This window comes from Chryseobacterium sp. G0201, from assembly GCF_003815655.1.
Lineage (GTDB): Bacteria > Bacteroidota > Bacteroidia > Flavobacteriales > Weeksellaceae > Chryseobacterium.
The window spans coordinates 1,763,931-1,788,036 of record NZ_CP033917.1; the positions used below are offsets into that span (position 1 = coordinate 1,763,931).

The 24,106-nt window shown below is 34.6% G+C and carries 26 protein-coding genes; 9 read left to right on the top strand and 17 right to left on the bottom strand.

The features are described from left to right. Positions 1–6: 6 nt before the first annotated feature. The gene (locus EG348_RS07950) at positions 7–1,251 is read right to left on the bottom strand and encodes a DUF445 domain-containing protein (RefSeq protein ID WP_123982263.1); all 1,245 of its coding nucleotides are present in this window, start codon (positions 1,249–1,251) and stop codon (positions 7–9) included. Positions 1,252–1,357: 106 nt separating this feature from the next. On the opposite strand from EG348_RS07950, the gene msrB reads away from it, so the two are divergent. From msrB to EG348_RS07965, 3 genes are all read left to right on the top strand, one after another. Beyond that, positions 1,358–1,804 carry a peptide-methionine (R)-S-oxide reductase MsrB gene (msrB, locus tag EG348_RS07955; RefSeq protein WP_228414846.1) on the top strand — a complete coding sequence of 149 codons (447 nt, stop codon included), beginning with the start codon at positions 1,358–1,360 and terminating at the stop codon, positions 1,802–1,804. A 127-nt stretch (positions 1,805–1,931) separates the two neighbouring features. Beyond that, complete coding sequence (locus tag EG348_RS07960; protein WP_123982267.1) at positions 1,932–2,687, top strand: murein L,D-transpeptidase catalytic domain family protein; 756 nt, start codon at positions 1,932–1,934, stop codon at positions 2,685–2,687. Position 2,688: 1 nt separating this feature from the next. Next, on the top strand, positions 2,689–3,069 hold the full coding sequence (locus EG348_RS07965; protein ID WP_123982269.1) for a hypothetical protein: 381 nt from the start codon (positions 2,689–2,691) through the stop codon (positions 3,067–3,069). Positions 3,070–3,225: 156 nt separating this feature from the next. Here the strand turns inward: EG348_RS07965 and fabF are convergent, their stop codons facing one another. The 11 genes from fabF to EG348_RS08020 form a co-directional block, all read right to left on the bottom strand. Beyond that, positions 3,226–4,470, bottom strand: a complete 1,245-nt coding sequence (gene fabF / locus EG348_RS07970) for a beta-ketoacyl-ACP synthase II (RefSeq protein WP_123982271.1) — start codon at positions 4,468–4,470, stop codon at positions 3,226–3,228. A gap of 1 nt (position 4,471) precedes the next feature. Further along, positions 4,472–4,897 carry a PaaI family thioesterase gene (locus tag EG348_RS07975; RefSeq protein WP_123982273.1) on the bottom strand — a complete coding sequence of 142 codons (426 nt, stop codon included), beginning with the start codon at positions 4,895–4,897 and terminating at the stop codon, positions 4,472–4,474. Positions 4,898–4,901: 4 nt separating this feature from the next. Then, positions 4,902–6,170 (bottom strand): acetyl-CoA C-acetyltransferase, encoded by a 1,269-nt coding sequence (locus EG348_RS07980; RefSeq protein ID WP_123982275.1) that lies wholly within the window; start codon positions 6,168–6,170, stop codon positions 4,902–4,904. Positions 6,171–6,182: 12 nt separating this feature from the next. Further along, on the bottom strand, positions 6,183–6,788 hold the full coding sequence (locus tag EG348_RS07985) for a TetR/AcrR family transcriptional regulator (RefSeq protein WP_123982277.1): 606 nt from the start codon (positions 6,786–6,788) through the stop codon (positions 6,183–6,185). Between the two features lie 250 nt (positions 6,789–7,038). Then, the gene (locus EG348_RS07990) at positions 7,039–7,455 is read right to left on the bottom strand and encodes an OsmC family protein (RefSeq protein WP_123982279.1); all 417 of its coding nucleotides are present in this window, start codon (positions 7,453–7,455) and stop codon (positions 7,039–7,041) included. An 84-nt stretch (positions 7,456–7,539) separates the two neighbouring features. Beyond that, the gene (locus tag EG348_RS07995) at positions 7,540–8,412 is read right to left on the bottom strand and encodes a helix-turn-helix domain-containing protein (protein ID WP_123982281.1); all 873 of its coding nucleotides are present in this window, start codon (positions 8,410–8,412) and stop codon (positions 7,540–7,542) included. 132 nt (positions 8,413–8,544) lie between these two features. Continuing rightward, positions 8,545–11,241 carry a TonB-dependent receptor domain-containing protein gene (locus EG348_RS08000; protein WP_185145501.1) on the bottom strand — a complete coding sequence of 899 codons (2,697 nt, stop codon included), beginning with the start codon at positions 11,239–11,241 and terminating at the stop codon, positions 8,545–8,547. Positions 11,242–11,306: 65 nt separating this feature from the next. Beyond that, positions 11,307–11,675, bottom strand: coding sequence for a hypothetical protein (locus EG348_RS08005; protein WP_123982283.1), 369 nt, complete (start codon positions 11,673–11,675; stop codon positions 11,307–11,309). A 19-nt stretch (positions 11,676–11,694) separates the two neighbouring features. After that, the gene (locus EG348_RS08010; protein WP_123982285.1) at positions 11,695–12,309 is read right to left on the bottom strand and encodes a hypothetical protein; all 615 of its coding nucleotides are present in this window, start codon (positions 12,307–12,309) and stop codon (positions 11,695–11,697) included. An 80-nt stretch (positions 12,310–12,389) separates the two neighbouring features. After that, complete coding sequence (locus tag EG348_RS08015) at positions 12,390–13,076, bottom strand: response regulator transcription factor (protein WP_066753598.1); 687 nt, start codon at positions 13,074–13,076, stop codon at positions 12,390–12,392. Positions 13,077–13,167: 91 nt separating this feature from the next. Further along, positions 13,168–14,715: a sensor histidine kinase gene (locus EG348_RS08020; RefSeq protein WP_123982287.1), complete on the bottom strand. Its 1,548-nt coding sequence runs from the start codon at positions 14,713–14,715 to the stop codon at positions 13,168–13,170. 200 nt (positions 14,716–14,915) lie between these two features. Here EG348_RS08020 and EG348_RS08025 point away from each other — a divergent pair, with 200 nt between their 5' ends. Then, the gene (locus EG348_RS08025) at positions 14,916–15,401 is read left to right on the top strand and encodes an SRPBCC domain-containing protein (protein ID WP_123982289.1); all 486 of its coding nucleotides are present in this window, start codon (positions 14,916–14,918) and stop codon (positions 15,399–15,401) included. Between the two features lie 159 nt (positions 15,402–15,560). Here the strand turns inward: EG348_RS08025 and EG348_RS08030 are convergent, their stop codons facing one another. The 4 genes from EG348_RS08030 to EG348_RS08045 form a co-directional block, all read right to left on the bottom strand. Continuing rightward, positions 15,561–15,902: a hypothetical protein gene (locus tag EG348_RS08030; protein WP_123982291.1), complete on the bottom strand. Its 342-nt coding sequence runs from the start codon at positions 15,900–15,902 to the stop codon at positions 15,561–15,563. Beyond that, positions 15,899–17,947, bottom strand: a complete 2,049-nt coding sequence (locus EG348_RS08035; protein WP_123982293.1) for a S9 family peptidase — start codon at positions 17,945–17,947, stop codon at positions 15,899–15,901. Before EG348_RS08035 ends, EG348_RS08030 begins: the two co-directional genes overlap by 4 nt. Before the next feature lie 89 nt (positions 17,948–18,036). After that, positions 18,037–18,777 carry a uroporphyrinogen-III synthase gene (locus EG348_RS08040; protein WP_123985039.1) on the bottom strand — a complete coding sequence of 247 codons (741 nt, stop codon included), beginning with the start codon at positions 18,775–18,777 and terminating at the stop codon, positions 18,037–18,039. Positions 18,778–18,789: 12 nt separating this feature from the next. Next, positions 18,790–19,554: a DUF4271 domain-containing protein gene (locus EG348_RS08045; protein WP_317127004.1), complete on the bottom strand. Its 765-nt coding sequence runs from the start codon at positions 19,552–19,554 to the stop codon at positions 18,790–18,792. Between EG348_RS08045 and EG348_RS08050 the strand changes: the two genes are divergently transcribed. The 4 genes from EG348_RS08050 to EG348_RS08065 all read left to right on the top strand — a co-directional run bounded on the left by EG348_RS08050 (position 19,535) and on the right by EG348_RS08065 (position 22,937). Further along, complete coding sequence (locus EG348_RS08050) at positions 19,535–20,251, top strand: polyprenol monophosphomannose synthase (RefSeq protein WP_123982297.1); 717 nt, start codon at positions 19,535–19,537, stop codon at positions 20,249–20,251. The two genes, EG348_RS08045 and EG348_RS08050, sit on opposite strands and share 20 nt — an antisense overlap. After that, positions 20,248–20,616 (top strand): DUF4296 domain-containing protein, encoded by a 369-nt coding sequence (locus EG348_RS08055; RefSeq protein ID WP_123982299.1) that lies wholly within the window; start codon positions 20,248–20,250, stop codon positions 20,614–20,616. Before EG348_RS08050 ends, EG348_RS08055 begins: the two co-directional genes overlap by 4 nt. A 67-nt stretch (positions 20,617–20,683) precedes the next feature. Beyond that, positions 20,684–21,814: a tRNA guanosine(34) transglycosylase Tgt gene (tgt, locus tag EG348_RS08060; RefSeq protein WP_123982301.1), complete on the top strand. Its 1,131-nt coding sequence runs from the start codon at positions 20,684–20,686 to the stop codon at positions 21,812–21,814. A gap of 10 nt (positions 21,815–21,824) precedes the next feature. Further along, positions 21,825–22,937, top strand: coding sequence for an LptF/LptG family permease (locus tag EG348_RS08065; RefSeq protein ID WP_123982303.1), 1,113 nt, complete (start codon positions 21,825–21,827; stop codon positions 22,935–22,937). On the opposite strand, the gene EG348_RS08070 is transcribed toward EG348_RS08065, so the two are convergent. Beyond that, positions 22,931–23,647 carry a biotin--[acetyl-CoA-carboxylase] ligase gene (locus tag EG348_RS08070; protein ID WP_123982305.1) on the bottom strand — a complete coding sequence of 239 codons (717 nt, stop codon included), beginning with the start codon at positions 23,645–23,647 and terminating at the stop codon, positions 22,931–22,933. The genes EG348_RS08065 and EG348_RS08070 overlap by 7 nt on opposite strands. Before the next feature lie 84 nt (positions 23,648–23,731). Between EG348_RS08070 and rsfS the strand changes: the two genes are divergently transcribed. Further along, positions 23,732–24,100, top strand: coding sequence for a ribosome silencing factor (rsfS, locus tag EG348_RS08075; RefSeq protein ID WP_066753570.1), 369 nt, complete (start codon positions 23,732–23,734; stop codon positions 24,098–24,100). Positions 24,101–24,106: the final 6 nt, after the last annotated feature.

A 24,106-nucleotide genomic window follows, 5' to 3' on the forward strand; every position in this document is an offset into this window, starting at 1 on the left:
ATTTTTTCAGAGGAAGAAGTGTGAGATCGTATAGATGATCAAGCCTACGAGTCCGCCGACCAATGTTCCGTTGACACGAATAAATTGGAGGTCTTTTCCAACTTCTAATTCCAGTTTTTCACTTAATTCTTTACCTTTCCAGTTACCAACGGTTGAACTGATGAGGTCTCCGAATTGGTGGGTGTTTTTAAGAATGTATTTGTAAGCGGTGACACGAACCCAGTGATCGATCTTATTTTGAAGATTTTCGTCAGTTTTTAAATTTTGCGAAAATTCATTCAGGTTTTTAGAAAGGTAGTTTTTTAATGAAGATCCGTCATCCTGAAGTTCTTTTACCAACGTTTTTTTAATAGAAGACCAGATGTCATTAGAATATTCATCCAGTTTATCATTTTTAAGAAAATTATTTTTAATGTCTTTAAATTCATCTTCCCATTTCGGATCTTCTTTTAAGTCTGTAGAAAATTCATAGATCTTTTTTGTGATCAAAGCTCTGATATCATGTTCAGGATCTTCCTCCACTTCTTTGAAAAAGTCTGCAAGTCCGCTTGCAATCTTATCTGCAATTTTATTGTCAACAAAAGACGGAATAAAAGAATAACTTCCTTCTTTTACGCGTTTCTGGATCATTTCATCATTTTCAATGATATAATCTTTAATCTGTTTTGATAGGTTAGTGATAATTCTTTGATGATCGTTTTTGTCTAAAAGATAATTGATTCCGTTTCCGATGATCTTGTTCAGTTTAATATCATCTGTCATTTCAGAAACCTTTTTACTGATGAAACTGCTTACGGTAGAATCATCTAATTTATTGAGAATGTCCAAAACAATATCCGAAAGATTTTTAATTAAAACTTCCTGGTTTTTCTCCTTATTAAGCCATTCTCCGACAAAATTGGAAACTTTTAATTTTTGAATATAAGGACGTATATTTTGAGGTGATAAGAAATTAGAAACCACAAAACTTCCCAAATTATCACCCAGTTTTTGCTTACTGTTTTCAATCAAATTGGTATGTGGAATAGGCAAACCAAGCGGATGGCGGAATAAAGCGGTCACCGCAAACCAATCTGCCAACGCACCAACCATTGCTGCTTCAGAAAAAGCACGGACATAGCCTATCCAATGAGAATCATTTGATTTTTGTAATATAGTGGTAATAATAAAGACAATGGCCATCAACACAAAGAGTCCTGTGGCAAATGCTTTATATTTTCTTAACTGTTTTCTTTTTGCTTCATCATTCATATTCTCAAATTTACTAAATTTGGTTATGAAATTTTTAATTTCAATTATATTAATCATTTTTCTGCAATCATGTTCGCAGAATCATCAACCTATCAAAAAAACTCCTATGGAAAATACAGAAGCAAAAAACAATCCATATTACTCAAGAACAGATACTACAAAACTTGATATTTCTAATGACGAATGGAAAAAGATCCTCGCTCCGGATTTATACGCCATCGCCAGAGAAGCCGCAACAGAAAGAGCTTTTACCGGAAAATATAATGAATTTGACGAAATGGGAGAGTATTATTGCGCCGTTTGCGGAAACCATTTATTCCGTTCTACTTCAAAATTTTCGAGCAGTTGCGGATGGCCAAGTTTCTTTGAAGCAGATAAAGAAGGCGTATATTATAAAAAAGACAACGCATACGGAATGGAAAGAGTAGAGGTGCTTTGCAAGAGATGTGACTCGCATTTGGGTCACGTTTTTGATGATGGTCCAAAGCCTACAGGACTGCGTTATTGCATGAATTCCGTAAGCCTGGAATTTGTTCCGGATTCACAAAAATAAAGCCTTTAATTCACGAAATCAGGAAGTTAAAGTTTCTTAAATTGAGTTAAACTTCTTTCATTTTTAACTGCTTGGTAATTATGTTTTTATAAATTTGTCTACTAATTTGAATTTAACATAATATTGAATGAAAGGATTTTATAGCGTATTAGGTATTGTTTACATGGTTACGACTTCATTTTATCTGTCTCCAAAAGAAGCGGTAGTAAAGAATGAAATCAGTACAAAAATTGAAAAATTAAACGACACTAAAACTGAAAAAATCACTACAGTATCTTCATCAGAAGCATTGTACAAATCAATTACATTTGAAGCGGGGCACGAACTTAACGAAGAAGTTTTCTTTAAAGCTTTAACAGGTTTTGAGAATTTAAAGAAAGCTGGTTTGCTTAATCAGGATGCTCACTTATTAACGGTATGCGATTTTTCTATGTCTTCTAACACGAAAAGACTTTGGGTGATTGATACAGAGGAGAAGAAGGTTTTATTTAATTCACTTGTAGCTCACGGGAAAAATACGGGTGAAGAATTTGCCACCAACTTTTCGAACACCAACAGTTCGCTTCAAAGCAGCTTAGGATTTTATATCACAGATGCTACTTATAACGGAGACAACGGGTATTCTTTAAGATTGCTTGGAATGGATAAAGGCTTTAATGATGCAGCTTACAAAAGAGCCATCGTAATGCACGGAGCAGATTATGTAAGTGAAGATTTTGCGGCAACACACAAAAGGATCGGAAGAAGTTGGGGATGCCCAGCTGTTCCAAGAGATTTGACACAACCGATCATTAATACAATAAAAGGAAGAAATTGCCTTTTCATTTATTATCCCGATCAGAATTATCTTTCAAAATCGGAATGGTTAAAAGCATCAGTTTAAGATGATTGATGCTTCGGAATTTGTTTTTGCAGTAAGATTAATGAATAATCCTGATGGGGAAAGTACGTTTGAAAATGGGAAAATTCCTGTTTTAAAACCTATGAATACAACCACTTTTTGGATAAGCAATAAAACTGAAGAATGGGAAAAGGCTGATCATCCGGCTCCAAGAAGGCAATATGTAGTGACTTTGAAAGGAAAAGTAAGATTTAAGGTAAGTGATGGTTCAACATTTCTTATAGAACCCGGAATTATACTCTTGGCGGAAGATGTAGAAGGAAAAGGACACAGTTGGGAGATAGAAGAAGGCGAAAAATGGGAGAGGCTTTACATTCCAATTGCTGAAAATGCTGAAAGCTTTTTTATTCCGGATCCGAAGTAGAGGATTATTTCGAATTAATTTTATCTGAATTAATATTATAATGCAAAAAGCAGTCAAAATTTGACTGCTTTTTTATTTTGGTTAAAATTTTCCAACATATCTGTCATTCTGACGAAGGAAGAATCTAAACCATTATCTTTAATCTGCGAGAGAATTTTACGAAGTAAACTTCTTAAAAACCAAAGTAGCATTATGTCCTCCGAAACCAAAAGCATTGCTTAAAGCGAATGTAATATCCTTTTCTTTAGCTTCACCGAAAATAATATTCACCTCTTTCGGGATATTCTCATCAATATTATGAAGATTGATCGTTGGTGGGATAATTCCATGTTGAATAGCTTTGATAGAAAGAATCGCTTCCGCTGCGCCGGCTGCTCCCAATAAGTGCCCTGTCATCGATTTCGTAGCGCTGATGTCCAGGTTTTTGCTTCCTTTGAATAATTTATTAATACCTTTTAATTCAACCAAATCTCCCATTGGAGTAGAAGTTGCGTGAGGATTTAAATAATCAATATCTTCTATATTCGCTCCTGCTTCATTAAGCGCCAGTTGCATCGCTTTAATTGCTCCAACACCATCAGGATGAGGTGCTGTCATGTGATACGCATCGGCCGTCATTGCTGCTCCGACTAATTCTGCGTAGATTTTTGCACCTCTTGCTTTGGCGTGCTCATATTCTTCAAGAATTAACGCTCCTGCACCTTCACCCATGACGAAGCCATCTCTGTTGGCGTCATAAGGACGGCTTGCGGTTGCAAAATCATCATTTCTGGTAGACATTGCTTTCATGATAGAGAAACCTCCCACAGAAGCCGGAGTAATGGCTGCTTCGGAACCACCACTAACGATTACCTTCGCTTTTCCTAATCTGATATAATTAAAAGCATCCATTATCGCTGTATTTCCTGTAGCACAGGCTGAAATGGTCGTATAATTGATACCCTGAAGGCCAAATTTCATAGAAATCATTCCTGATGCCATGTTGGCAATGAATTTCGGAACGAAAAACGGATTAAACCTTGGCGTTCCGTCGCCTTTTGTGAATTCCATCACTTCACTTTCGAAAGTCCACATTCCGCCTTGTCCTGTTCCCCAGATAACGCCCGTGTCAAACGGATCCATATTTTCTAATTCCAGCCCTGAATCTTTAAGCGCTTCTGCACTAGAATACATGGCATATTGTGAAAATAAATCACTTCTTTTAATTTCCTGATGAGTTAAATGTGCTTTTGGATCAAAATTTTTAACCTCACAAGCAACATGTACTTTAAATTTTTCTGTATCGAAATGGGTAATTAAGTTGGCCCCACTGACACCATTAATACTGTTTTGCCAAAAATCTTCGACATTATTCCCCAAAGGTGTAACTGCACCTAGTCCTGTAATGACAACTCTTTTCATATTAGTTATTGATTTTAAATAGATTAGAGGTTCCTCTTGCAATTAAACGCGTCTTGTCTGCGTTCCATATTTCGCATTGTGCATTTACAAATTGCTTACCTCTTTTAATGATTTTCGTTTCGGCTACAATATTATCATTTTCTTTTGCTGTGGAGAAATAATCTATGACATTATTGATGGTTGTGATAAAAGAATTTTCGTTTAAGGAAAACATCGTGGCTCCGATAATGTCATCAACAATTGCTGCGGTAACTCCACCATGAAGATTTCCTATCGGATTCAGCCATTCGGGTCTTACTGTATATTGAAACTCCAACTGTCCTTCCTCTACAGAAAGAACGGTGGGGTTGAGCCATTTCATAAAAGGAGAAGGAGATTGTGTAAATTCCTTTCCGATGAATTGTTTTAGTTGTTCTAATCTATCCATACTTTTATTTTTCTAAGATCATCGTTACGCCTTGTCCGCGTGCGGCGCAGATTGAAATAAATCCTTTGCCGCTTCCTTTTTCATTGAGTAATTTCGCTAAAGTTCCAATGATTCTTCCGCCGGTAGCGGCAAAAGGGTGAGCTACAGCAAGACTTCCGCCTTTTACGTTTAATTTATTTCGATCGATTTTTCCTAATGCTTTTTCTAATCCGAATTTCTTGGCCAGATCATCATTTTCCCAGATTTTTAATGTTGCTAAAACCTGTGCTGCAAAAGCTTCATGAATTTCATAATAATCAAAATCCTCCAAACTCATTCCTGCCTTTTTAAGCATTCTGTCTGTTGCAAAAACAGGAGCTAGCAATAGGTTTTGTTTATTTTCAACATATTCAATTCCTGCGACTTCTGAAAAAGTGATATAAGCTAAAATGGGTAGATTATTTGCTTTTGCCCATTCTTCACTCGCTAATAAAACCGCAGATGCTCCATCGGTAAATGGAGTTGAATTTCCGGCTGTTAGCGTTCCGTTTTGTTTATCAAAAGCGGGTTTTAATGAAGCTAATTTTTCTAAACTTGTGTCTCGGCGAAGATTATTATCCTTATCTAAACCAAAAGCCGGAGTGATCATATCATCAAAAAATCCTTCATCATATGCTTTTGCCATATTTTGGTGACTTTTAAAAGCTAATTCATCCTGATCTTCACGGGAAATTTGATAATATTTTGCGGTAATTTCTGTGTGACCACCCATTACCAAGCCTGTTTTCGGTTCCTGACCTTTGTAAGGAATCGGCATCCAGTCTTTCAGTTTTGGACTTAACAATTGTTTTAATTTTCCAAAAGCTGATTTTTCTTTGTTGGCCTTTAATAAAGCTTTTCTTAATCTTGGTGAAGATTCAAAAGGAATATTGCTCATGGCTTCAACACCGCAGGCAATTCCGCTTTCGATCTGACCTAAAGCGATTTTGTTTGCGATGTACACTGCTGCTTCAATTCCTGTGTCACAAGCTTGTTGAAGGTCACATGCAGGGGTTGCAGGATCTAGTGAAGTGTTCATAACGGTTTCTCTGATGAGATTACTTTCAGAAATGTGTTTGATCGTCGCGCCTCCGGCAACTTCACCGAGAAGTTTTCCTTTAAGGTTGTAACGATTGATCACGCCATCCAGAGCGGAAAGCAATAAATCCTGATTTCCTTTGTCTGTGTAAGCGGTATTCATTCTGGCAAAAGGGATTCTGTTGGATCCTACAATTGCCACTTTTTTTGTTTCCATATTGATGAATTTTTATGATGGAAGGTGTTTTAGTTCTTTATCAATAATTAATAATATTCTGTCTAAAGCTAGATTGAGATATTTCTCGTCGCCTGTTGTTTTGGAAAGCAAAATTCCGCCCTCAACAAGCATAATAAATAACGATCCGAATTCATCAGCATTAATATTTTCATGAATTTCACCATTTTTTTGACCTTGAATAATGACTTCTGATATATTTTTTATCCAGCCTTCGAAAGATTCTGTTACCCTTTTTTTTAAAGTAGGAAATTTGTCGTCGGCTTCGGTTGCAGCATTCATCAATGGACAACCACCAGTTTCAAAAACAATTTTCCAGTTTTTTCGATAGAAATTAACAAATGCATTGAGTTTATCTATGGTTGTTGAAAATTCTTCACCAAGAGACCGCGACATACTTTTCCCCAATATACCTGAATTGTATTTATAAACTTCAAGAGCAACTTCATCTTTATTTTCAAAATTCCCGTAGATGCTTCCTTTCGTTAATCCTGTAGCTTCCGTTATGTCAGAAAGCGACGTAGAAGTATACCCTTTGGTGTTAAACAAAGATGCCGTTTTTTCGATAATAAATTGTTTTGTCTTTTCTGCTTTTGACATTTCTTTTAATGAAAATAGGGTACAAAGATACAAAAATATACCGATTGGTATATTTTATTTCAAAATTAAATCTGAACTGTTGAATAAGCTCAGATTTAATTATTTATTTAATACTTTCTATGCATCCGCTTTGTCATTCCGTAGAATCTAAACAAGGATTTTTACAATTCTATATCTACAGAGAAAGCATAGATTCTTTCAGAATGACAAAAATGGTGTTTTACTTTTGGTAAATGCTTCTTGCGGCTTTTTAAGCCAAAGTAGCATTCAAAGTAATCTCAAAATTAAAAGCTGCACTTACAGGGCATCCTTCCTCTGCAATTTTAGCATATTTTTGAAAATCTTCTTCTGAAAGTCCGGGAACTTTTGCAGTCAACGTCAATTCAGATTTTGTAATTTTTCCGATGTTTGGATCTAAAGTAATTACTGATCTTGTAGTCAATTCTTCAGGAGTAAAACCAGCTTGAGAAAGTTCTGCGCTTAATTTCATGGTAAAGCATCCTGCGTGAGCTGCTGCCAATAATTCTTCTGGATTTGTTCCTACTCCGTCTGCAAAACGGCTGTTGAAAGAATATTGAGTTTCGTTCAGCGTTGTGCTTTGAGTTGTCAAGTGTCCTTTTCCTTCTTTAATGTTACCGTTCCAAACGGCTGTTGCGTTACGTTTCATAATGTTTTGTTTTATTTAATGTTATTTGTTTTTTATGATACAAAGATATGTCGGTTATAAGTTTAAATAAATAGATAAAAAGACTTAACTATTGTACTTTTTTCCCGAAGTGTAATTTTTCTTGAAATTTACAGGAGTATTTCCAATTTTATTCGTAAAAAGTCGGTTGAAATAAGCCGGATCTTCATAGCCCAAATCATATGCAATCTCCTTGACAGGTTTATCAGTGTAAAATAATAGTCTTTTAGCTTCCAGTAAAATTCTGTTGATGATAAACTGATTGGGCGAATCTAGGTTTAAGCTTTTAAATTTATGGGTTAATGTTTTCGGAGCGATATGAAGCATTTCTGCATAATCTGCAACATTGTGCTTTTCTCTGTAATGAATTTCCAGATACCTGCTGAAATCTCGGAAAACATCCAATTCATTACTCGGAATTTTTACGGTGTCATTGTCGAGGTTTTGCTTCTTCCATTTTCTGGTGGCGCGGATGATGATCTGTTTTAAATAGGTTCTTATCATTTCTTCGCTGGAAGATTCTTTCCATTCAAGTTCTTCGTTGATGTTTTGAAATAAGTTTTTAATAATAATTGTTTCAGAATCATCAAGGTCAACTTTTGGAATTTCAAAAATATTATGAAAAAGCAAACCGTCACAGGCGACTTCTTTATCATGAATCTGAATACAGTAAAAATCTCTGTTGTAATAGAGAAGAGATGCAGCGTCAGAGTTTCCATTTTTAATATCAAAATATTGATAGGTAAGAAAAAATAGAGTAGGAGCTTCTGTTTTGTAATGATTAAAATCTACGGTAATTTCGTAATCTGCAGGAACAAAAAGTATTTTTATATAGGGTTGAGACTTTATTTTGTTGACGGTTTCGAGGTTTTCATGAGAGAATACACTGACCCCGCACTTTTTATAATTGTCTTCAAAAACAAGCTCTTGTAATCCCATACCTTAACTTTAGTTTAAAGATACAAAAAAGCATGATTTCAAGATATTAAATTATTGAAATCATGCTTGGATTTTTAATTTGAATGAGATTCGTTGCTTTACTCAAACTCTATAATTCTCAAATTCTCAAACTTAGAATGTAACATCCAATCCAACGTAAAAATTAGCTTTCATGATTGGAGCGTACACCATTCCGCCATCAAAATAATTTCCGAACGGATTTTTGAAATCTACGATTGCATTTTTTTGATAATAAGAAGTCAAATTCTCACCACCCAAATACGCTCTGATCTTTTTATTGAAATTTCTTGAGATCTGAGCATTCAATACCGCGTAAGATTCTGAATATGTAGGTAATTGAAACGCTTCAGGATTGCTTGATGTATTGGGAAGCCTTTGTTTTCCGACCCAATTTAAAGTGGTATCAAAACTCCAAAATGCGCCATTGTTATTTTTATTGGTTGCATACGCCAAATTCACAAATCCTCTGTGTTTCGCCATAAAAGGGATTTCTCTTCTTCCATCAAGATAATCAGCCTGAACATCATAATATTTATAAGCCAATCTTACATCAAAGTTCTTAAAAGGCGTAAAATCCCACTGTGTTTGAAAAGAATTAGCGAAAGATTTACCTTCTAAATTATAGAAAGTTAATTGTTGAGGTGAACGGTCTAGATCCACCAAAACCTGATTCTGGAAATCTGTTCTGAAGAAATCAGCGATAATCGAGGATTTTCTTCCAAATAACTTGAATTCCTGCTGTAAACTTACTCCGTAATTCCACGCAATTTCTGGTTTTAAACCATAAATATCTCCATTATTTTGTAAGATCTGAATACTTCTGTTAGAAGCAAAATACTGTTGATTTTCAGCAAAAACATTCGCAGTTCTGAAACCTCTTCCTGCAGAAAGCCTAACAATAGTCTGTGGTGTGAAATCATATTTAAAATTCAATCTCGGCGTAAACTGAGTTCCTGCCAAATTATGGAAGTCTGCTCTGGCTCCGGCAACTAAAGTATATTTTAAACCTGTCAACGTATATTCAGCAAAAATTCCCGGAACGATTTCATTTCTTTTGAAATTATCAGTCAAATAAGTTTCATCGTAACCGTCGTACATAAAACTTGCACCCGCTTTATATTTGTGGTTGGTATTCCCTAAAATACTTTCAAAAATTAAATTAGAATAATACGTATGCTGTTTTCCCGAATAATTTCTAAGACCGAAAAAACTGTCCTGCTGGTGATAAACATATTGGTTCATCCAGCCTAAACTTTGGTAAGGTTTTCCTTTAAAAACGTATCCTGTTTTATTCCAAACTTGAAATCTTGAGATGTCAATTCCAACGCCATAAGCGGTTTGTTTGTCTTGCGCCAATTGCTTATTGAAATCAGTTTGTCCTGCCGTTCTTTCGTCTTTGATGAAATTAATTCCAAAATGCGAACCGAATCCTGACTTATCTAAATCGTTGTAATTCAACAAATAAGCTGCGTTAATCTGCGTTCCCTTTGGCCGGTCAAGAAAACCGTCATCATTCATATCGGTATTACCGAAAGTTCCGTTTCCGTGAAGTAAAAAAGTCTGAGACCATTTTTCATTGATCTTAGAAACGCTGGTAATATTGGCTTCGGCTCTTCCATTAAAATCAGAAAAGAGATTTAATGAAGTTTCAGGTTCTTTAGCGTTTTTTAAAAGCTCCGTATTGATCTGTCCTGTAATGCTTTCGTACCCGTTGGTAACGGTGCTTCCTCCTTTGGTTAACTGGATGCTTTCAATCCATCTTCCTGGAATGAAGCTTAATCCATACGCAGAAGCCAAACCTCTAATTTCGGGCAATAATTCTTTAGTTAAGCTCGTATATTTCTGATCTAAGCCTAACATTTTCAACTGTTTTGTTCCTGTAACGGCATTGCTGAAAGAAACGTCAACCGTTGCATTGGTTTCAAAACTTTCGGATAAATTACAACAGGCTGCTTTTAATAATTCTTTTTTATCAATATTAAAAACCAACCCCGCTTCTTTTTTGCTTAAAGAAGTTGCAGCTTTTCCGCCTGTTACAACAACGCCTTCAATGTTTTTTTCATGATCGTCGTGACTTTCATGGTTTTCATTTGAGGCATTTTGATCAGCGTGTTCTGAATGTTCAGATGTTGTACCTTCTTCATAATGTACCTTAGGATTCTTTTCTCCTAAGGCGATTTCTCTGTAATACAGACAACATGAGGGCAAGTTTTTATAAGTGCTGTCATTGGATTTGTATTTTTCGTTATCATGACCAACGTCTGCAATTTTCTTTAAAATTTTGTCAGCTGAGGTTTTTGTTGAATCAAAGTCTAATGTAACGGTTTGTTTTTCTGCATTCCAATCCGCAGAATTGGCGCCAGCGTCTTTGGCTGCTTTTTCAATTCTTGCTTTACAAGACGCACAGTTTCCTTTTACATAAAATTCATTATCTTTTTTGTGCTGATGATCGTGGGCTTCTGCAGTTGATGGCTGAGGATCTCTTTCGTAATGACAACATCCGGGAAGACTTTCATAGGTCTCATTTGATGCTTTGAATTTTTCATTGTCATGTCCCGCTCCGGCAACTTTCTTCAAAATTTCATCAGTTGAAACGTTGCTGTCAGTTTCTAAGGTTAAAGTTTGAGAATCAATAGAATATCGTGCTTCTTTTGCACCTGCTTTTTTAGCGATTGTTTCAATTCTTTCTTTGCACATTTCGCAGTTTCCTTTAACTTTAAACTGACTTTTAGAAAGATTTTGAGCGAAAATAATTTGGGTAAATAGCAAGAATGCACCAAGAATTACCTTGGAAATATATAATTTCATTTTGTTTAAAATTTAGATTAATTAAAAATCAGTTCATCATAAATAATGAACTATTTGATAGATAATTAACCCAGTTTGGGCGGCTGCCAGATATCTTTTAAACTATCTGAAACATAAGGATCAGAATATTGAAACTGTAAGTTTTTAGTAAGATTAAAATTTGAAAAGTCTAAAGACAACAAGCTTTTAGAAGAAGTGATTTCTAAAAATGGTGCGCAAGACACGCAAAAAGTGCAGCAGTCATCGTTACAAGATGATTTACTTTCTTTAGAATGATTGTCTTTTGATGAAGTGTGGTGATTTTTACAGCAATCGTCTGATTTAGACTCCTTTTTGCAGCAATTTTCCTGTGAAGCCTGAGCATAGAAATTATCCTTAGGAATCAAAAAAATCCCAAGGCAAAAAATGATCGTCAAAATCTGAACTAGCTTCACGAGTGCAAATTTACAAAAATTATGGCAAAGGATCTCCTACTTTTAACGAACAGCTGTGAAAAGGCTGGCCGTGAGGAGGATTCAATTTTGGTTTTTCACCAGTTGCCAAAGTTTGTTGAGGTGCCGGAGCCGGAGTAGGTTGAACTACATTAGCTGGCGTTGTTTGTGGCGCAGATTTGCTGTTTAAAGGTTGTCCAACAGGGATGTCGCATCTATGTCCGGGTTCTCCGTGGGGAGGATTCATTCCTGGAGCTGTTTTTACTGCTTGTTTCTTGTCGGGAACAACAAATTGTCCTGCAGGTAAAGTATTCGGATCGATCTGAACAGCATTTGGAACGTTATTTACAGGCGTAGTTGGAGCTGTTGGCATAGGTTTACTATTCAAAGGTTGTCCGACAGGGATATCACATCTGTGACCGGGTTGTCCATGCGCAGGATTCATTCCGGGTGCAGAAGCTGTTGCTACATTTTGATTGGAAATTCCTGCTTGATCTAAAAGAGATGTTTGAGGGGAATTAGCAACTGCGTTCGATTGTACGCTAGCTTCCTCTTCTATATACGTTGCTCTTTCGTCTTTTTTACAAGAAACGATTACTATGGAAACGGCAATTAAACCTAAAAATATATTCTTCATATCCAAAATGGTATGAAGCAAAATTAGCAAAACATTTTTAATTGTTTTGCTAATTTTATATTTATAATCTTAATCTGGAATTAATTCTTAACTAAAAGTCTGAATCCTTCTCCGTGAACGTTGATAATTTCCAATCCTTCGTCGTCTTTTAATAATTTACGAAGTTTTGCGATGTAAACGTCCATACTTCTTGCGGTGAAGTAGTTTTCTTTTTTCCAGATCTTTCTTAATGCTAAGTCTCTCGGCATGAAATCGTTTCTGTGGATACAAAGAAGTTTCAGCAATTCGTTTTCTTTTGGAGAAAGTTTGTATTCTTTATCACCAACTCTCAATTGTCTCAACATGGAGTCAAAGAAGATATTGCTGATTTTGAATTGCTCCTGTTCTTCATTTTCCAATGTAGAACTTCTTTGAAGAATTGCCTTTATTTTGTATAAAAGTAATTCAGTATCAAATGGTTTCGTGATGTAATCATCAGCTCCCAATTGATATCCTTTCAATATATCTTCTCTCATATTTCTTGCTGTCAAGAAAATGATTGGTGTATTTTTATCAATTTTTTTAACATCTTCTGCCAAAGAGAATCCGTCTTTTTTAGGCATCATGACATCGAAAATACAGATATCGAATTCGTTTTCTGTAAATTCTTTTAATCCCTGTTCTCCATCTACAGCCAGCGTAACTTCAAAGTTGTTTATCGTTAAATAATCCTTCAACACTGCGCCGAAACTCTGATCGTCCTCTACTAATAATATTCTGTTGCTCATAATTTCAAGTAATTAATAATTAATAAATTAAGAATGAACTAGCTATTCCTTCTTTTTTTGTCCTATTTTATTTTGTGATTTAATATTTATTTTAACTCATTGGAAGTTTGATTGTAAACGTGCTTCCCAATTCTTTCTGAGAATCTACAATAACCTGTCCTTTATGTAGTTCTACAATTTTTTTAACGTAAGAAAGTCCTAAGCCTTGTCCTTTCACATTGTGAATATTTCCGGTTTCCTCTCTGAAGAATTTGTCAAAAATTTTCGTTTTATTCTGGGTTTCCATTCCCATTCCTTTGTCGGAAATTTCAATAACGTAGAAATTGCCTTCGTTTCTTGTTTTTACATGAATTTCAGGGGTTTCCGGAGAATATTTGTTGGCATTATCCAATAAATTCACCAACATATTTGAAATGTGAAATTCATCAATTTTAAAAATATATTTATCTGCGTTGAACTCTTGTGTTAATGAACCGTTTCTTTGTTTCACGATCAGGTTAAAAGATTCTGTAGTTCTTTTGATTAATTCTCTTACGTTTGTTTCTCTTAGGAATAAGTTGACTTCGTTTCTCTCCAGTTTAGACATGTTGAGAACGTTTTCTACCTGCTTTTTCATCCTTAGATTCTCCTGTTTTATCAGTTCTGAATAATATTTAACCTTATCAGGATTGGTGGCAATTTTATCATTCGCCAACGAGTCTGTTGCTACCGAAATTGTTGCAAGAGGCGTCTTAAATTCATGCGACATATTATTGATGAAGTCTGTTTTTACTTCAGCCAATTTTTTCTGTCTCATCATATAATTAATGGAAATAATATAAATTCCCAAAATCGTCAATAACGAAAGGAAAGTCCCTAAAAGCATTGGCCAGTTGTTCATCGCCAAAGAATATTCTTTCTTAGGAAAAACTAAGGCTAATGAATATAAAGTACGTTCTTTATTGTCCGTAAAAAGAGGGTAACTGTAAGGCGTATTGTCTTTTTTCTCTTTATAATCTTTGTTTACAATGCTTGTGAGGTTGTTGTTTTTGTCTGTGATTCCATAGCCAAACTTCGCCGAAATACCTCTTATTTTAAGCTCTTTAGAGATAATAGAATCAAGCACTTTATCATCAACTCTTTTGGTGATGGGTAAATTATTACCATAAATTTTTGCAAATTCTTTTATGGTATAATCTCCGTTTTCAATCTCATTATTAAGTTCTGAAGTAAGCTGTTGAGGTTTTGTGGTATCTCTTTTTATCTTGTAAGCAGCTTCATCGCTGTAAAGTGTCGTCCATTTTATAGAATCTCCACTTTGAGAAATTGGAAGCTGACTTCTTTCAATAATATTTTTAGAATAAATAATTTGTCTTTGAGTACCGGAATCTTCTACCTGCTGAATCGTAGTAAGTGATGGCTGCTTACCGTTGGCAACGATATTGTTTCGAAAATTTTTATTGTTTTCATTCATGTATTTTTCCACCTCGATCTCTGAAACGCTTTTTGCGGTGCTTTCTAAGGCTGTATATACTTTGTTTGAAAAATCCTGTTCAAGAGCACCGTAATAACCTTTCAGCCAATAAAATTGGAGCGTAACAAAGACAATCAGTGAGATTGTCATAAACACTGAAATTATTGGGATGAATTTATTATTCATTATTTTATTTTAAAAATTTTAGAATTATGAATGTTAAAATTAATTATTTTAAGACTTCATAAACAAAAAACGAGCCAAAAAATTGTGTAATTTTTCTTAAAACTACGTTTTTTAACATTTTATTATAAATATTTAAATATTTGTCATTGGAAAATCCGTGTCAGAGATTAATACATTAAGTTTGTTAAAAATAATTACTTATGAAATCTAATATCGTTTTTAACAAAGATTTTGACTCAAACACGGTTTATGTGATGAAAATTTTTAACGCAGATGTGTCAAAAGTGTGGGATTATTTTACCAAAGCAGAATTGTTGGATCAATGGTGGGCTCCCAAGCCTTGGAAATGTGAAACAAAAAGTCAAGATTTTAAAGAAGGTGGAATTTGGTTGTATTCAATGGTCGGTCCGGAAGGAGAGAGACATTATGCTCAAGTAAAATATGGGGAGATTATGGAGCATCGAAGCTTTGATGGAACGGATACTTTTTGTGATGAAAATGGAAATGTAAATCCGGATTTTCCAGAAGCGAAATGGCTGTTTGGCTTTACAGGAGTGGAAGAGGGCTTGAAAATTACCGTTAATATTCATTTTCCTACCACGGAATCTTTAAAACAACTGCTGGAGATGGGTTTTGAAGAAGGTTTCAAAATGGGTCTGAATCAGCTTGAAGAAATTTTAAGATAATTTAACTATTAAAAGTGAGGTAAGCTGTTAAAAATATTAAGTATAATTCGTTTAAGGCTTAAAAATTAGAATTATTTTTCTTCATTAAGTTTAATTCATAAATTAACCTTGATAGTTTAAAAAGTAAAAAGCTTGGAAAAAATTATCCAAGCTTTATTTTTATATCAATTCTTCATCCTGAAAATATTGAATAATCGCCTTTTTCATAAGCAACGATTGCTCGTTGGGTCTTAATTCCGGCAACCCTTCCAGTTTTTCAAAATGAGGCCATCCATCTTCGTAATGCGTGAATTTATAGTACCCAAAAGGCTCTAATAATCTGCAAACAGCGATATGAAGAATATTTAATTTGTCGTCTTTCGTATATTTTTGTTGACCACTTCCAAGTTCCTGAAGACCAATCAGAAATAATATCGTCTCGATTGGCGGATTTTTTTCAGTCTCAAAGTTGTCCTCGAAAAATTGTTCTACTTTTTTCCAGTATTCAGCTTCGTTGATCATCCTTTTTCATTTTCTAATTTTAATAGAAACGCATATTCCAGCGCATCTTCTTTTAATGATTCAAATCTTCCGCTTGCGCCTCCGTGTCCGGAACTCATGTCGGTTTTGAATAATAAAAGATTGTTGTCTGTTTTTAACTCTCTTAATTTCGCGGTCCATTTTGCAGGTTCCCAGTATTGAACTTGAGAATCATGAAGACCTGTTGTAATCAGCATATGAGGATATTCTTTCGCTTCTACATTGTCGTAAGGCGAATATTCCTTCATATATTGATAGTATTCTTTGTCGTTCGGATTTCCCCATTCGTCATATTCCCCTGTGGTTAATGGAATGGTTTCATCCAACATGGTTGTCACCACATCCACAAAAGGAACCTGAGAAACAATTCCGTTGAATAGTTTTGGTTCGTAATTGATAACGGCTCCAACCAATAATCCTCCGGCACTTCCGCCCATCGCATATAAATGCTTTGATGAAGTATAATTTTCTTTAATTAAATATTTTCCGGCATCAATAAAATCAAAGAAAGTATTTTTCTTAAACAGCATTTTTCCGTCTTCATACCATTCTCTTCCTAGATATTCTCCGCCTCTGATGTGAGCGATCGCATAAATGAAACCTCTGTCTAAAATTGACAATCTTACATTCGAGAAACTTGCATCAACTGTGTGTCCATAACTTCCATAGCCATATAAAAGTAGAGGAGTGTCTGCAGATTTTTTTGTGTCTTTATGATAAACTAAAGAAATTGGAATTTTTGTTTCTCCATCTCTTGAATCTGCCCAAATTCTCTCAGAAATATAATTTTCAGCGAAGAATTTTCCTCCCAAAACTTCTTGTTGCTTTAATAATTTTGTGGTTTTGGTCTTCATGTCATACTCATAGGTAGAACCTGGCTGAGTTAATGAAGTGTAACCGTAACGCAAAATTTCTGTGTCGAATTCTAGATTGATTCCGATATAAGCGGTATAAGTAGGATCAGAGAAAGGTAAATAATAAGATTCTTTCGTTTTCTCTTCGATTATTTTTATCTGTAAAAGACCTTCTTCTCTTTCTTCAAGAACAAGATAGTTTTTAAATATTTCAAAACCTTCCAATAAAACTTCTGCACGGTGTGGGATTACGTCTACCCAGTTTTCCATTCCGCAATTGTCGATTTTTGCCTTTACAATTTTAAAATTGATGGCGTCGTCAGCATTGGTGATAATGTAAAATTCATCTTCGTAATGTTCTACCGAATATTCAAGATCATCGATTCTTGGCTGAATGATTTTCCATTCTGCAAAAACATCGTCAGCAGGAATAAAACGGTGTTCGTCTGAAATAGTGCTTGAGCTTGCTAAGAAAATATATTCTAATGATTTTGTCTTAAAAACATTTACATCAAAAGTATCGTCCTCTTCATGGAAAATTAAAATATCCTCCGAAGGATGTGTACCTAATTTATGTCTGTAAACCTGAAATGCACGTAAACTTTCATCTTTTCTGATATAAAAAACATGCTCGTTATCATTCGCCCAAACAGCTTTACCTGTGGTATTTTCTATTTTATCAGAAAGAATTTCTTCTGTTTCAAGATTTTTGAAATTGATATCATAAATTCTTCTTCCAACATTGTCAGATGAAAAAGAAGTCAGTTTATTATTCGGACTTACCGCAACGCTTCCCACTTCGAAAAATGTTTCACCTTCTGCAAGAATATTTACATCAAGAATGATCTCTTCTGTATTGTCTAAACTTTTATGTTTTCTGCAAAAAATAGGATATTCTTTTCCGTCTTCATAACGTACAATGTACCAGTATTCGTTGAAGAAATAAGGTAGAGACTCATCGTCTTTTTTGTAGCGGGCTTTCATCTCTTCGTAAAGCTCTTCCTGAAGCTCTTCGGTATCTTTCATCATAAATTCTTCGTAAGCATTCTCTTCTTCAAGATATTTTATGACTTCGGGATTTTCTCTTTCATTGAGCCAGAAATAATTGTCAGTTCTTTTGTCTCCGTGTATTTCTAGTATTTTTTCTATTTTTTTTGCCTGTGGAGCTTTCATTCAATATTAATTCTTGTTCAAATTTAGTTAAAAAAAAGCCATCTTTCCTTGAATTGAAAAGACGGCTGATTTATATTTTATATCAAGGGCTATTTATGAAGAGCTTTAATATACTTTTCAAGTGCCATTGTCATTGATGGTGTTTCTTTTGTAGGTGCCATTAGATCTACTCTTAATCCTGCTTCCTCGGCTGCTGCTAATGTTGTGTTACCGAAAACGCCAATATTAGTTTCATCCTGTTTGAATTCCGGGAAATTTTGCTGTAAAGATTTAATTCCTTGCGGACTGAAGAAGATCAGCATGTCGTAATCTTTAATCGTGATATCCGTTAAATCACTACAAACTGTTCGGTACATGATCGCTCTTGTCCAATCTATGTTTGCCGTATCTAAAGTTTTAACGATATCAGGACTTAAAACATCTGAAGACGGTAATAGATACTTCTCAGTAGGGAATTTTTTGAAAAGCGGAGCTAGATCCGAGAAGTTTTTCTCCCCAAAACTGATCTTTCTTTTTCTGTACACAATATGCTTTTGAAGATAGTTGGCTACAGCTTCCGACTGGCAGATGTATCTCATCGTATCCGGTACGCTGAAACGCAATTCTTCTGCAAGTCTGAAATAGTGGTCAATTGCATTTTTGCTGGTAAAAATAATCCCAGTGTACTGCGTTAGATCTATTTTCTGTGTTCTAAGTTCTTTGTTGTCAACTCCTTCGACGTGGATAAAAGGACGGAAATCAATCTTTATTTTTTCCTTCTTCGCTATTTCCAAATATGGAGAAGACTCACTAGGCGCTGGTTGAGAAACCAATATAGACTTTATTCTCATCATTGACATTTATTAAAAAAATAATAGTTTCCAAAGCAGCAATAAAGGTGCGATTTGGAGGGTGCAAATATACAAAAATTTATAATACCATTTTTCGGGTAAGACATTGTTCTTGTGAAATAAATAGAAAAAAACTTTGAAAATGAATACAAAAGAAAAAAAGAACAAGTAGTACAAAAATATTTTATTTCTGTCAATAGGGAAATAGTAGTGGGTTACACAGAAAATTATCAACAAAAATGACAAAACGAAATAAAATTTAGTAGAGGTAAAGTAAAAAATAAGCAATTTTTTACCATCACCTATACTTTGATAGAAAATAAATCCTAAAGTGGTTTTTGTCAAATAAAATAAGATAACTATTATTAAACTATACCCAAATTTGTTCAATTGATAGCCCAAAACACTCAAATCGGCTACATATTTAGGAACGACAGGGATGTATTGTGAGATCAAAACGGCCAAAGTAAGGGACATTACGCAGGAGGTAATGATCCAGCTAGGAAGGTTATTACTTGCGTCAAAATATTTCTGAAGCAGAAAGTCTTTCAGGTTGGCGCCTCTTTCTATGATATTCATCATAAACAGGTATAAAAATATACAGCCCAACAATATAAAAATAACCCAATCGTTGTTCTCGGGTATTCTTACATTATTTATAAAATTTTGAGATAATGGCAAAGGAATGTTTTTTGCAAAATTATAGATTATTTTGTATAAAATAAAAAGGTTAAATAAACTATCTTTGCAAATTGAAATGAAAAAACTCGTCATCATCCCAACTTATAATGAAAAGGAAAATATAGAAAGTATAATTTCCGCGGTTTTTGCATTGGAAGATGAATTTCATATTTTGGTGGTGGACGACTCGTCTCCGGACGGAACTTCCAACATTGTAAAGGATCTTCAAAGAAGATTTCCTCACACTTTACATTTGTCAATAAGACATGTGAAAGACGGTTTAGGGAAGGCTTACATTCATGGATTTAAATGGGCAATTCAAAATAATTATGATTATATTTTTGAAATGGATGCCGATTTTTCTCATAATCCAAATGATCTTCCTAAATTGTTTGAAGCTTGTTTAAATGCAGATATGGCGATCGGTTCACGATACTCAAAAGGAGTAAATGTGGTAAACTGGCCAATGGGGAGGGTGTTACTTTCTTATTTCGCTTCAAAATATGTGAGGTTTGTTTTAGGACTTCCGATTCATGATACAACAGCGGGTTTTGTCTGTTTTTCAAGAAAAGTTTTAGAAGAGATCGGGTTGGATAACGTAAAATTAAAAGGTTACGGTTTTCAGATCGAAATGAAATTTAGAGCTTTTAAAAAAGGCTATAAAATTGTAGAAGTACCGATTATTTTTACAAACAGAATATTGGGAGAAAGCAAAATGAATGGCGGGATCATTCATGAAGCGGTTTTTGGTGTTTTAAATTTAAAATGGAAATCATTAATCAACAGATTATGAAAAAGCTAATCTTCATTTTCGTTTTATCATGCATATTTTCATGTAATGATTATGTAGATAAACCAAAGAATTTGGTAGATAAAGATACAATGGCCGAGATTCTTGCTGATCTTTCAATCAACGATCAGGCAACTTTCATGTATCAGAATAAAAATCTGGAAGCCGGGACAAGATATGTTCTTAAAGCTCACAACATAAAATCAAAAGATTTTGTTGAAAGTTTTAAATATTATGTTGTAAAAGATCAAATGAAGACGATCGCAGACGAGGCTCAAAAAAAGCTGTTAGAAAAAGATCCAAAAGCGGATCAATATATAAAAGACAAATTAAAAAAGGATGGTAATGTGCCGTCTTTTGCAAGATAACAATGCAGAAACGTGTTCCATTAGGCAAAAATACAACTGCCAATGGCGATGATTTAAAAGTATACGAATGAAATTTTTTAATATAGAAAAAACCTCTGAAGGTAAGGCAAGAGCGGGAGAGATCATGACTGATCACGGTAAGGTACAAACGCCTATTTTTATGCCTGTAGGAACTGTTGCAAGTGTGAAAACAGTTCACCAAAGAGAATTAAAAGAAGACATTAAAGCCCAGATCATTCTGGGAAACACTTATCATTTATACCTTCGCCCCGGCATGGAAACGATGCAGAATGCGGGAGGTTTACATAAATTCATGAACTGGGATCTTCCTATTCTTACAGATTCAGGAGGTTTTCAGGTTTTTTCACTTTCAGGAAGCAGAAAAATGTCTGAGGAAGGAGTGAAATTTAAATCTCATATCGATGGAAGTTATCATTTATTCACTCCAGAAAAGTCTATGGAAATCCAAAGACAAATCGGAGCGGATATTTTTATGGCTTTTGACGAATGTGTTGCTTATCCAAGTGGATATAATCAGGTAAAGGCTTCCATGGAAATGACGCATCGTTGGTTAAAAAGATGTATCGATTGGAATGAACAAAATCCTGAATTATACGGTCATAAACAAAGATTTTTCCCTATTGTTCAAGGTTCCACCTATTCAGATTTAAGAAAAATTTCAGCGGAAGTAATTTCAGAAGCGGGGGCAGAAGGAAATGCGATCGGCGGACTTTCCGTTGGTGAGCCCGAAGATGAATTGTACAGAATTACCGATGAGGTAACCGATATTTTACCAAAAGACAAACCAAGATATTTAATGGGAGTTGGAACTCCGTGGAATATTCTGGAATCTATTGGTTTAGGAATTGATATGATGGATTGTGTAATGCCTACAAGAAATGCCAGAAACGCAATGTTGTTCACTTGGCAAGGTGTTATGAACATGAAAAATGAAAAATGGAAGAACGATTTTTCGCCTTTGGATGAGTTTGGAACGAGTTTCGTTGATAGAGAATATTCAAAAGCGTATGTGCGTCATTTGTTTGTTTCTAAAGAATATTTGGCGAAACAAATTGCATCAATTCATAACTTGGCATTTTATTTAGATTTAGTGAAAGTGGCGAGAGAACATATTGTTGCAGGAGATTTCTATCAATGGAAAAACTCTGTGGTGCCGATTCTTAGACAAAGACTTTAAAATATAGAGCATGCTTAAAATTATAGACAGATATATCATTAAAAAATACCTTGGAACTTTCAGTTTCATGTTGGTATTGCTGTCTGTAGTGGTTTTGGTGATTGATGTTCAATCAAAAATCCCAAGAATTCAAAGTGCTACATTGATAGATCCAAAATTAAATGTAACTTATTTTCTAATCCATTTTTATCCATTCTGGATCATCAATTTGGTGATGACATTTTTGTCCATTTTGGTGTTTATTTCTGTGATTTATTTTACTTCCAGAATGGCAAATAATACGGAAATTGTTGCCATTATCAGTAGTGGGGCAAGTTTTCATAGATTCGCAAAACCATACTTGATTACGTCTTTATTTATTGCTGTTTTATCATTGGGAATCAATCACTTTGTGCTTCCTTGGGCAAATATTCAGAAAAATCAGCTTGAGGCGTATACTTATAATGCGAGGAATAAAGAGAAGGTTTTAGGTACGGCCCCAGCTTCCGCTCAATTGAGCAGAACGGAATATATCTTTGTTAATTCATGGAATAAGGCAGATAAAAGAGGTTCAGGTTTTGTGTTCCAAAAGTTTGATAAGAATAGAAAGATGACCTACGAGCTTAAAGCTTCTGATGTGCTTTGGGATAAGGTTAAAAAACAATTTGTATTAAATAATTACCTCGAAAAAACCATCAATAAAGACGATACAGAAAAACTTGCAAACGGTGTTGAATTAAGAAAAAGCTTCGGTCACGATCCTGAAGAGCTTTTCCCGAACGAACTTTTAGGTCAAAATAAAACAACGCCTGAACTATTAAAATTCATTAAAAGAGAAACAGAAAAAGGTAACAGTAACCTGAATGCCCATCTTAATGAGCTTCATCAGCGAACTTCAATGCCTATTTCCATTGTTATTTTGACGTTCTTGGCGCTTTCTCTCTCTTCTCAAAAGAAAAGAGGAGGATTGGGAATTAACTTAGCAATAGGAATTTCCTTAGCCTTCTTATTCGTGTTTTCATTCGAAGCTTTAAAGGTTGTTTCGGAAAATAAAAGTATGTCGCCGGCTTTGGCCATGTGGTTTCCGAACATCATCTTCTTCCCGATTGCATTGTATTTATACCTGAAAAGAGCGAATCAGTAAAGCAATTTTATTTCCTTGTGATAAAAAGATTTTAGTCCGTCATTTTCAAGGTCTATATATAACTCGCCTTTTTCATCGGCATATTTTATAATGCCATTTTGTCTCTCTCCATTAATTTCAAAAACTGAGATCTCATCTTTTCGGAATAGATTTTCATTAAATTGATCCATTATTTCCTGTTCAGACGGAATGTTTTTTAATCTTTCAATTAAGAATTTGTGATAGTTTTCCGTGAATTCTTTTAAGTCAAATAGTATCCCCGTCTGGGTTAGAAGTGATCCGGCCTTCGAAATATCATCAAATTCTTCCTGCAAAATATTAATACCCGATCCAATAATATAATAATTGCTTTGGTTGATTTTTTTCTTCTCAATTAAAATTCCGACGATTTTTTTATTTTTAAGAATGATGTCGTTCGGCCATTTTATTTTCACTATATTTTCAGTCAAATTGGCAAGGAAATCCCTGATGACAATTGCGGTATAATAATTGAACAAAAAATCAGTAAGCGTGAAATTTTCGGCTTTAGCGGCTAAAGTGTAAGCTAAATTTTTTTCAGCTGTTGAAATCCATGTATTTCCATACTGTCCGCGACCTTTTGTCTGGTTGAAAGTATGAAGACCAATAAAATCCGAATTATCATAAAGTAAATACTGAGATATTTCGTCATTAGTAGAAAGAGACTCTTTTTGATAGAATAGTTGACCCATTAAGAAAACTTTAAGACTTTAAAAGGCTAAAAGTAAGGCTAAAGTAAAAGAAAAACAATAAATTTGCAGATTATAGATATTTTAATGAATAAAACAGCAGAAAAGCAGGCACTAATAGATAAAATTGTTGAAGCCATCCAAGACGTAAAGGGTGAAGATATCATGATTTTTGATCTTTCGAAAATTGAGAACTCTGTAGCGGAGACTTTTATAATTTGTAGCGGAAACTCAAACACACAGGTATCTGCATTAGCAGGAAGTGTTGAGAAAAAAGTGAGAAATGATCTTCAGGATAGGCCTTGGCATGTAGAAGGTACCGAAAACTCTATGTGGGTTTTGGTAGATTACGTTACCGTAGTGGTTCATATTTTCCAGAAAGAAACTCGTGAATATTATGACATTGAGGAACTTTGGGGAGATGCCGCAATCACAAAAATTGAATATGAATATTAAATTTTA

Excerpts from the sequence above, each read along its gene's own strand:
- EG348_RS07950 (WP_123982263.1), bottom strand. The coding sequence starts at position 1,251 with ATGAATGATGAAGCAAAAAGAAAACAGTTAAGAAAATATAAAGCATTT.
- msrB (WP_228414846.1), top strand. The coding sequence starts at position 1,358 with ATGGAAAATACAGAAGCAAAAAACAATCCATATTACTCAAGAACAGAT.
- EG348_RS07960 (WP_123982267.1), top strand. The coding sequence starts at position 1,932 with ATGAAAGGATTTTATAGCGTATTAGGTATTGTTTACATGGTTACGACT.
- EG348_RS07965 (WP_123982269.1), top strand. The coding sequence starts at position 2,689 with ATGATTGATGCTTCGGAATTTGTTTTTGCAGTAAGATTAATGAATAAT.
- fabF (WP_123982271.1), bottom strand. The coding sequence starts at position 4,470 with ATGAAAAGAGTTGTCATTACAGGACTAGGTGCAGTTACACCTTTGGGG.
- EG348_RS07975 (WP_123982273.1), bottom strand. The coding sequence starts at position 4,897 with ATGGATAGATTAGAACAACTAAAACAATTCATCGGAAAGGAATTTACA.
- EG348_RS07980 (WP_123982275.1), bottom strand. The coding sequence starts at position 6,170 with ATGGAAACAAAAAAAGTGGCAATTGTAGGATCCAACAGAATCCCTTTT.
- EG348_RS07985 (WP_123982277.1), bottom strand. The coding sequence starts at position 6,788 with ATGTCAAAAGCAGAAAAGACAAAACAATTTATTATCGAAAAAACGGCA.
- EG348_RS07990 (WP_123982279.1), bottom strand. The coding sequence starts at position 7,455 with ATGAAACGTAACGCAACAGCCGTTTGGAACGGTAACATTAAAGAAGGA.
- EG348_RS07995 (WP_123982281.1), bottom strand. The coding sequence starts at position 8,412 with ATGGGATTACAAGAGCTTGTTTTTGAAGACAATTATAAAAAGTGCGGG.
- EG348_RS08000 (WP_185145501.1), bottom strand. The coding sequence starts at position 11,241 with ATGAAATTATATATTTCCAAGGTAATTCTTGGTGCATTCTTGCTATTT.
- EG348_RS08010 (WP_123982285.1), bottom strand. The coding sequence starts at position 12,309 with ATGAAGAATATATTTTTAGGTTTAATTGCCGTTTCCATAGTAATCGTT.
- EG348_RS08015 (WP_066753598.1), bottom strand. The coding sequence starts at position 13,076 with ATGAGCAACAGAATATTATTAGTAGAGGACGATCAGAGTTTCGGCGCA.
- EG348_RS08020 (WP_123982287.1), bottom strand. The coding sequence starts at position 14,715 with ATGAATAATAAATTCATCCCAATAATTTCAGTGTTTATGACAATCTCA.
- EG348_RS08025 (WP_123982289.1), top strand. The coding sequence starts at position 14,916 with ATGAAATCTAATATCGTTTTTAACAAAGATTTTGACTCAAACACGGTT.
- EG348_RS08030 (WP_123982291.1), bottom strand. The coding sequence starts at position 15,902 with ATGATCAACGAAGCTGAATACTGGAAAAAAGTAGAACAATTTTTCGAG.
- EG348_RS08035 (WP_123982293.1), bottom strand. The coding sequence starts at position 17,947 with ATGAAAGCTCCACAGGCAAAAAAAATAGAAAAAATACTAGAAATACAC.
- EG348_RS08040 (WP_123985039.1), bottom strand. The coding sequence starts at position 18,777 with ATGAGAATAAAGTCTATATTGGTTTCTCAACCAGCGCCTAGTGAGTCT.
- EG348_RS08050 (WP_123982297.1), top strand. The coding sequence starts at position 19,535 with ATGAAAAAACTCGTCATCATCCCAACTTATAATGAAAAGGAAAATATA.
- EG348_RS08045 (WP_317127004.1), bottom strand. The coding sequence starts at position 19,554 with ATGATGACGAGTTTTTTCATTTCAATTTGCAAAGATAGTTTATTTAAC.
- EG348_RS08055 (WP_123982299.1), top strand. The coding sequence starts at position 20,248 with ATGAAAAAGCTAATCTTCATTTTCGTTTTATCATGCATATTTTCATGT.
- tgt (WP_123982301.1), top strand. The coding sequence starts at position 20,684 with ATGAAATTTTTTAATATAGAAAAAACCTCTGAAGGTAAGGCAAGAGCG.
- EG348_RS08065 (WP_123982303.1), top strand. The coding sequence starts at position 21,825 with ATGCTTAAAATTATAGACAGATATATCATTAAAAAATACCTTGGAACT.
- EG348_RS08070 (WP_123982305.1), bottom strand. The coding sequence starts at position 23,647 with ATGGGTCAACTATTCTATCAAAAAGAGTCTCTTTCTACTAATGACGAA.
- rsfS (WP_066753570.1), top strand. The coding sequence starts at position 23,732 with ATGAATAAAACAGCAGAAAAGCAGGCACTAATAGATAAAATTGTTGAA.